The sequence below is a fragment of the Shouchella shacheensis genome, assembly GCF_001484965.1.
GTDB classification, from domain to species: domain Bacteria; phylum Bacillota; class Bacilli; order Bacillales; family Bacillaceae_D; genus Shouchella; species Shouchella shacheensis.
Genome location: NZ_KQ947398.1, coordinates 59,235 through 66,801 on the forward strand (window position 1 = coordinate 59,235; position 7,567 = coordinate 66,801).

Genomic DNA, 7,567 nt, shown 5'->3' on the forward strand with positions numbered 1-7,567 from the left:
TCATAATAAGTGGACAATGTCATAGGGATAGTAATGGTTAGAGCGACGGGACTCGGCTGCATCAAATTTACTTGACCGGGAGGGGATCTTGTGGAAAAAGTTGATATCTTTAAAGATATCGCGGAACGCACCGGTGGTGATATCTACTTAGGGGTAGTCGGAGCGGTCCGTACGGGGAAATCGACGTTTATCAAAAAATTCATGGAACTCGTGGTGTTACCGAATATCGAAAATGAGTCCGATAAAGCACGCGCACAAGACGAGCTGCCTCAATCAGCGGCAGGAAAAACGATTATGACGACAGAGCCTAAATTCGTTCCCAATCAGGCCGTCTCCATTCATGTGGACGATGGGCTCGATGTAAACATTCGCCTTGTTGACTGCGTTGGCTATGCAGTCCCAGGAGCCAAAGGATATGAGGACGAGAATGGCCCTCGAATGATTCACACCCCTTGGTACGAGGAGCCAATCCCGTTTCAAGAAGCAGCTGAGATCGGCACTCGCAAAGTTATTCAGGAGCATTCAACGCTCGGTGTGGTCGTCACAAGCGACGGCACGATTGGAGACATTCCACGATACGATTACCTGGAGTCGGAATCAAGAGTCGTCGAAGAATTAAAGGAAGTAGGCAAGCCATTCATTATGGTTGTCAATAGCGTGAGACCGAACCATCCGGACACAGAGCAGCTACGTGCCTCGCTCTCCGAAGAGTACGACATTCCTGTGCTTTCGATGAGCATCGAGAGCATGACTGACCATGACATTAACAATGTCCTTAGAGAAGTGCTCTTTGAATTTCCGGTTCATGAAGTCAATGTGAACTTACCTAGTTGGGTAATGGTTCTTACGGAAGATCACTGGCTTCGTCAAAGCTACGAAGAGTCCGTTCGTGAAACGGTAAAAGACATCAGACGACTGCGCGATGTCGACCGTGTCGTGAGTCAGTTTACAGAGCAGGAGTTTATTGATCAGGCAAGGCTGGCCGGAATTGAGATGGGCCAGGGCATTGCTGAGATTGATTTGTACGCACCAGACTCCCTTTATGATGAGGTGCTGAAAGAAGTCGTCGGTGTGGAGATCCGCGGCAAAGACCATCTTCTTTCGCTCATGCAAGAATTTGCCCACGCCAAGTCCGAATACGATCAGGTCGCGGACGCGCTGCGAATGGTGAAACAAACGGGCTACGGCATTGCTGCTCCGGCGCTCTCTGATATGAGCCTCGACGAGCCAGAGATCATTCGACAGGGTTCACGTTTCGGGGTCCGTTTGAAAGCTGTAGCACCATCGATTCACATGGTTAAAGTCGACGTGGAGTCAGAGTTTGCCCCCATTATTGGCACAGAGAAGCAGAGCGAAGAACTCGTCCGGTATTTAATGCAGGACTTTGAAGAAAACCCGCTCTCGATCTGGAATTCCGACATTTTCGGGCGTTCGCTCAATTCCATTGTCCGCGAAGGCATTTCCGCCAAGCTCTCACTTATGCCGGAAAACGCCCGCTACAAGCTAAAAGAAACCTTAGAACGCATCATCAACGAAGGCTCCGGCGGCCTCATCGCGATTATTTTATAAAAGGCGGAGGCGCCCTGCTCACGAGCGACAAGTTCTGGAAGGACGGTAGATCAAGCCCGAACTTGGCTTGAACTAGCGGCCTGAAGAAACCTCGAGCGAGTGGGCGCCGCAGCTGGATTAGATAAAAAGCGAAGGCGGGTTGGTCAGGAGCGAGAATTTTGGAGACCTGACAAAAGAAATCCCGAACTTGGATTTCGTTGTCAGGGCGAAAAATCTCGAGCTTCTACCCGCCGCAGCTGGATTGGCTAAAAGGCGGAGGCGGGGTATATCTCCCTCTATAAAAACAGCAAAGCGTTTTCAACCCTCACAAACGAAATAGCTGGCAAAAAGAACTCACGCTGCGGCGATGAGTTCTTTTTGCTTTTCTAGCTCTCTTTTGCTACTCTTTAATGGAGCTTTCTATAAAAGTGTGGTAAGAAGAGAAGAAACATATGGAGTTAGGTTAGATGGAGGGAATAAGGAATGGTTGATCGCGATAAATTACAGCAGGCTGTGACCATGATTTTGGAAGCGGTCGGTGAAGACCCAAACCGGGAAGGGTTAAACGACACACCGCAACGCGTGGCAAAGATGTATGAGGAAATGTTTAGCGGCCTGAGTGAAGATCCGAAAGAACACTTAAAAACGGTTTTTAGTGAAGAACACGAAGAGCTTGTTCTTGTAAAAGATATCCCCTTTTACTCGATGTGCGAGCATCATCTCGTTCCGTTTTTTGGGAAAGCTCATATAGCGTACATTCCAAAAAATGGTAACGTCACCGGACTAAGCAAGCTTGCGCGCGCGGTAGACGTGGTGGCGCGCCGTCCCCAAGTGCAGGAGCGCATGACCACGACCCTAGTAGAGGCGCTTATGGAGACGTTAGAGGCACAGGGGGCGATGGTGGTCTTGTCGGCGGAGCATCTGTGCATGGCCATGCGAGGGATTAAACGACCTGGTTCCAAGACGGTGACCACAGCGTCGCGGGGGTCTTTTGCAGAAGATGCATCTGCTCGCTCAGAAGTGCTTTCTTTAATAGAAAGCGAACGATAAAGCAGGGGGGGAATGTCAGATGGCAAGCAATGAGGATGTATTTGTAATTAAAGCAAAGGCGAACGGCGTTCAAGTGATTGGGTTAACACGCGGGTCTGACACCCGCTTTCTTCACACGGAAAAACTGGACAAAGGAGAGGTGATGATCGGTCAATTCACCGAGCACACTTCTCTAGTCAAAGTTCGCGGGAAGGCGACGATTCAAACGAGTCATGGTACGATGGAATCAAATGACGAGGGCGAATAAGGCGACAGATCAAGTATGGAGCCCCATACGTTGCTGTGCTATAATTAATAAAGAGCAAAGGACGAGCAATACAAGCAGAGGGGATTAGTATGGGCATGAGTAACCAAGAGTGGTCGTTTCAATCGGCCTCGCAATTGAAAGAGCGCTTCTCAAGCCTCGTTCATCACGAGTACTTGCACACCTATATTGATGATACATGTCCAGATGAAGAAGAGTTGTGGCTGACCTATTCGATTTTTTTAAAGGGGACGTCCATAGAGCGAGCGAGCGCGATTACGCTTGCCGCAGGCTTTGTTCATGCTGGACTCGACATTCATGCACGCGTCTCTTTACATAACTCCGAGGATGATGCATCTAGAAAAAAGCGTCAGCTCAACGTTCTTGCTGGAGACTTTTATAGTGCGCTTTACTATCAGTCGCTCGCCAGCGTCAACGCGGTGGACATGATTGAGCTTTATGGCAGTACGATACAGGAAATTCACGAGCAGAAAATGAGCGTCTATGTATCAGAGCAACGGCCATTTGCCGAGGCGCTTGAAATTGCCAGGGGCATTGATGCCATGCTTGTGCAAAACATTGCAGCGACGCTTGGGCAATGGGAGTACAACGAGCTGCTTGCGGACTTTTTTTTGTTTAAACGAATGGTCGAGGAAGAAAAACAGTGGAGAGAAGGAACGCATTTTCCGCTTGTCGAGGTGGTTTTGACAGAAGGGGACGAAGATCGAGCGTGGAGGGTCTGGCAAATGGCGAAGGGGAAGTTGATCGAGGTCCTAGAGCGTCACGCGGATGCTTACCCTGAACTGGCTCCCACGATCAATAGCAGCATAGGTCGACGAAAAACAGAGGCGAAGCTCACCCTTGAGGAGGGGAGGCTTGGATGACTCAGTCGAAAGAAGAGCGTGTCCACCAAGTGTTCCAGTCGATCCATAAACGCTATGATGTCATGAATTCAATCATCAGTTTGCAGCGTCACAAAGCGTGGCGCAAAGACACGATGAAAGCGTTGGACGTACAGGTTGGGAGCCGTGCCCTTGATGTTTGTTGCGGAACGGGGGACTGGTCGCTTGCTTTAGGAGAAGCGGTCGGAGAGTCAGGAAATGTGGTCGGTCTTGACTTTAGTGAGAACATGCTTAAGGTTGGAGAAGAAAAAGTGAAGACCAGAAAAGCAAAGAATGTGACCTTAATCCACGGCAACGCTATGGATCTACCGTATGAAACTAGTACATTTGATTATGTGACAATTGGGTTTGGCTTGCGCAATGTGCCTGATTACAGGCGTGTGCTCCAAGAAATGACGCGTGTTGTGAAGCCTGGCGGAAAAGTCGTCTGCTTGGAAACCTCACAGCCGACCATTCCAGGATTTAAGCAGCTGTACTTTTTTTATTTTCAGCGTATTATGCCTCTTGCTGGCAAGCTGTTTGCGAAGAGCTATGAGGAGTATTCCTGGCTTCAAGAATCAACCATGTCCTTTCCAGACCGAGAGAAGCTGGCGGAAATGTTCCGTGAAGCTGGTCTGGAAAACGTGAAAGTGAAAAGCTACACAGGCGGTGTGGCCGCGATGCATTTAGGCATTAAGCTGAGGAATAATTGATGAAAAGAAGGGGAGAAATCCCGTAGTGATTAACAAAACGAAAACCATTCTTAGAATGATTAAATTTGAGCACACGGTGTTTGCGCTTCCATTCGCGTTTTTGGGAATGATGCTTGGAAGCTATGAAGTCAACGATACGTCGCCAACCCTCTGGCAGATCATATGGGTGACGCTTGCGATGGTTGGAGCGAGAAGTGCGGCGATGTCCTTAAACCGAGTCATTGATGCCAGAATAGACAAGCAGAATCCGCGGACAGCGAACAGAGAAATTCCTGCAGGCTTGCTTTCAAAGGTGGATGTCTGGGTCTTTATTGCCGCCTCGTTTGCGCTTTTGTTTTTTGCCGCCTATCAGCTAAACTGGCTTTCGGTTTACTTGCTGCCTCTGGCCGTCTTTTTTTTGGTTTTCTACTCCTATACCAAACGCTTCACATGGCTTTGCCACGTAATCCTAGGCGTCACCATTGGCATTGCCCCGCTCGGCGGTTGGGTCGCCGTGACTGGAGAGCTTTCTTGGCCAGCCTTCTGCTTGTTTTTAGCGGTAGTTTTTTGGCTCGCTGGTTTTGACACGGTCTATGCAACGCAAGACGCTGATTTTGATCAAGCGTACGGCGTTCATTCGATTCCTGGCCGCTTCGGAATAAAGAAGGCATTGCTTATTGCCAGAGGCTTTCATATGGGTAGCTTCGGCTTTTTTGTGGCGCTGCTCTTTGCCACGTCATTTAGCTGGCTGTATATCATCGGCGTTGCTCTAGCAGGATTGATTATGATTTACCAACATTCCATTGTTTCCGAGCGCGACTTATCACGCGTACAGATCGCCTTCTTTCCAATGAATGGAACGCTTAGCGTTGTGTTATTTCTGTTTGCGCTAGGAGACTTGCTTTTCTTGGCGCGATAACTGACTTTTGAAAGGAGGGGGTTTATATGAGCCTTTCTGTTGGGGAAATTGCTTATGCGAACATCCTGCCATTTTTCCATCGGTTAAAGCGAGAGGAGCTTGAGGAAAAAGAGATCACGTTTGTGCGCGATGTTCCTTCACGTGTGAATGCCATGCTTCGGAAGGGCGATGTCGATCTTGCTGGCATCTCCTCGTTTGCTTATGGAGAAAATGCTAGCGACTACGTCATCCTTCCGGACTTGTGCGTCGCCTCCAGAGGCAAAGTCGGCTCGCTTCTACTGTTCTCTAACGATCCGATTGAAGAATTGACAGGGAAAAGGATTGCTCTTACCACAAGCTCTGAGACGACGGTTCATTTGTTAAAGGTGATGCTTAAGCGTTTTTACCGTATGGATGTTCGTTATAAACCAATGGCTCCAGATCTAGATGAGATGCTAGAAGACAATGACGCGGCGCTTCTTATTGGAGATGACGCCATTAAAAACCGAAACCGAGAAGTGGCTCACGTCTACGATTTAGGCGAGATGTGGTATAATAACACTGGGCTACCCATGACGTACGCCCTTTTCGCTGTGCGGAAAGATGTTCTTTTTGAGAAGGAACAAGAGGTAGCCTTTGTTCAAGAGGCGCTTAAAGACAGCTACCTCAAGACCCACAAGGATGGCTACAGACAACTCTCCAAGGATATGAGCGAACAAGGGGATGCAAGCCGTCATTATTTCGAGCAGTACTTTCATGAGCTAAAGCACGAATGGGACGAAGAGAAACAAAGGGGGCTGCTCTATTATTTCCGGCTTGTCTATGAAGAGGGCTACATGAGTGCTCCGGTAAGTGACTTAGAAATGTTGAGCGGGCTTCATGTATAAGCAAAAAGCGAGATTACGAGCAGGATTTTCTGCATGAGGGTGGATGAGGTCAAAATGAAACTAGCGGATATTTACAAACAATTTCAGGCGGATATTGAATACATTGAAGAGGAGCTTGAAGAGACGCTTAACGCCCGTCACCCAGTTTTGCGTGAAGCGTCCACTGGCCTTCTGAAAGCAGGTGGCAAACGTATTCGACCTGTCCTCGTGCTGCTCGCTGGGAAATACGGCGGCTATGACCTCGACAGGCTTAAGCATATTGCGGTTTCGCTGGAGCTCATCCACATGGGGTCCCTTGTTCACGATGATGTCATTGATAATGCTCCGCTTAGGAGAGGGCATGTAACCGTGAAATCACGCTGGGATAACCGAGTGGCCATGTATACAGGAGACTATATTTTTGGTCAGGCCATTGAAACGACAAAGGCCTTTAGCGAGCAGCGGGTGCACTTGATTATTTCAGATGTGATGTACCAGATTTGCAGAGGGGAAGTCGAGCAAATTCGCGACCAATACAACTGGGAACAGAACTTTCGTACCTACTTACGCCGCATTAAACGAAAGACCGCCTTACTCATTGCTGTTAGCTGTGAGCTTGGGGCGATTGCCGCAGGAGCTGAGAAAGAGGTGCAGAAAAGGATGTATTACTTTGCCTACTATCTCGGCATGTCTTATCAAATCATGGATGACATCCTAGACTTTGTCGGTACAGAAGAGCAGCTAGGCAAGCCTGCTGGCGGAGACTTGCGTCAGGGCAACGTTACGCTTCCGGCTCTTTATGCGATGGAGCGCGATGCGACATTTAAAGAGGAGATCGCACAAACGCTCACGAAAGAGAACGCCGCCACAGTGAATATGCAGCCCATTCTTGAAAAAGTGGCGGTCTCTGGGGGCATCGAGCACGCTCAGGCCATCAGCGACCGGTACTTGCAAAAAGCACATGATATGCTTGACCAACTCCCGAATCATGAAGTGAAGACGCACTTCAAGCAAATTGCCGCCTATATTGGACGGAGGAAATATTAGAAGAAAGCCCATGGGAAGTTCCTGGGCTTTTTTGGTTAAGGGCCAAAAAAGAAACATAGCTCGTCTAATAGGTTAGGGGGACAGATACTTAGGTCTTCAACTTTCGGCCACGGAAAGTGCACCTCATCCACTGGTATAAGGAATTAGGTGCAGCTATTCTCGATAGGAACGATCCTCATACCGACAAGAGGAGCTTCAATCGGACAGGAGCGAGCCTCAATCGGACAAGAGGAGTGCTCATACGGACAGGAGGGAGCCTCAATCGGACAGGAGGAGCGCTCATACGGACAGAAGCGAGCTTCAATCGGACAAGAGGGGTGCTCATACGGACAGGAGCGAGC

The 7,567-nt window shown here is 48.9% G+C and carries 9 protein-coding genes; 8 read left to right on the top strand and 1 reads right to left on the bottom strand.

The window, feature by feature from the left end:
- Nucleotides 1-90: 90 nt before the first annotated feature.
- The 8 genes from spoIVA to hepT all read left to right on the top strand — a co-directional run bounded on the left by spoIVA (nucleotide 91) and on the right by hepT (nucleotide 7,226).
- Nucleotides 91-1,569 carry a stage IV sporulation protein A gene (gene spoIVA, locus AVZ68_RS05540; RefSeq protein WP_059103545.1) on the top strand — a complete coding sequence of 493 codons (1,479 nt, stop codon included), beginning with the start codon at nucleotides 91-93 and terminating at the stop codon, nucleotides 1,567-1,569.
- A 462-nt stretch (nucleotides 1,570-2,031) separates the two neighbouring features.
- A complete protein-coding gene (gene folE / locus AVZ68_RS05545) occupies nucleotides 2,032-2,598 on the top strand; it encodes a GTP cyclohydrolase I FolE (protein WP_059103546.1) in 567 nt (188 codons plus the stop codon).
- Between the two features lie 19 nt (nucleotides 2,599-2,617).
- A complete protein-coding gene (gene mtrB / locus AVZ68_RS05550; RefSeq protein WP_059103547.1) occupies nucleotides 2,618-2,845 on the top strand; it encodes a trp RNA-binding attenuation protein MtrB in 228 nt (75 codons plus the stop codon).
- A 95-nt stretch (nucleotides 2,846-2,940) separates the two neighbouring features.
- Nucleotides 2,941-3,726, top strand: coding sequence for a heptaprenyl diphosphate synthase component 1 (locus AVZ68_RS05555; RefSeq protein WP_180316673.1), 786 nt, complete (start codon nucleotides 2,941-2,943; stop codon nucleotides 3,724-3,726).
- On the top strand, nucleotides 3,723-4,436 hold the full coding sequence (locus AVZ68_RS05560; protein WP_059103549.1) for a demethylmenaquinone methyltransferase: 714 nt from the start codon (nucleotides 3,723-3,725) through the stop codon (nucleotides 4,434-4,436). Before AVZ68_RS05555 ends, AVZ68_RS05560 begins: the two co-directional genes overlap by 4 nt.
- Before the next feature lie 25 nt (nucleotides 4,437-4,461).
- Entirely contained in the window at nucleotides 4,462-5,334 is an 873-nt protein-coding gene (locus tag AVZ68_RS05565) for a UbiA-like polyprenyltransferase (protein WP_082676323.1), read from the top strand.
- 26 nt (nucleotides 5,335-5,360) lie between these two features.
- Nucleotides 5,361-6,200, top strand: a complete 840-nt coding sequence (locus tag AVZ68_RS05570) for a menaquinone biosynthesis protein (protein ID WP_059103550.1) — start codon at nucleotides 5,361-5,363, stop codon at nucleotides 6,198-6,200.
- A gap of 54 nt (nucleotides 6,201-6,254) precedes the next feature.
- Nucleotides 6,255-7,226, top strand: a complete 972-nt coding sequence (gene hepT, locus AVZ68_RS05575) for a heptaprenyl diphosphate synthase component II (protein ID WP_059103555.1) — start codon at nucleotides 6,255-6,257, stop codon at nucleotides 7,224-7,226.
- Nucleotides 7,227-7,369: 143 nt separating this feature from the next.
- Here hepT and AVZ68_RS20560 read toward each other — a convergent pair.
- Nucleotides 7,370-7,567, bottom strand: a 198-nt coding sequence (locus AVZ68_RS20560) for a hypothetical protein (protein WP_218970833.1), incomplete at its 5' end; no start/stop codon positions are given.

What these genes read in the sequence shown, in the direction of transcription:
- folE (WP_059103546.1), top strand. Translation starts at nt 2,032, where the DNA reads ATGGTTGATCGCGATAAATTACAGCAGGCTGTGACCATGATTTTGGAA.
- mtrB (WP_059103547.1), top strand. Translation starts at nt 2,618, where the DNA reads ATGGCAAGCAATGAGGATGTATTTGTAATTAAAGCAAAGGCGAACGGC.
- AVZ68_RS05555 (WP_180316673.1), top strand. Translation starts at nt 2,941, where the DNA reads ATGAGTAACCAAGAGTGGTCGTTTCAATCGGCCTCGCAATTGAAAGAG.
- AVZ68_RS05560 (WP_059103549.1), top strand. Translation starts at nt 3,723, where the DNA reads ATGACTCAGTCGAAAGAAGAGCGTGTCCACCAAGTGTTCCAGTCGATC.
- AVZ68_RS05570 (WP_059103550.1), top strand. Translation starts at nt 5,361, where the DNA reads ATGAGCCTTTCTGTTGGGGAAATTGCTTATGCGAACATCCTGCCATTT.
- hepT (WP_059103555.1), top strand. Translation starts at nt 6,255, where the DNA reads ATGAAACTAGCGGATATTTACAAACAATTTCAGGCGGATATTGAATAC.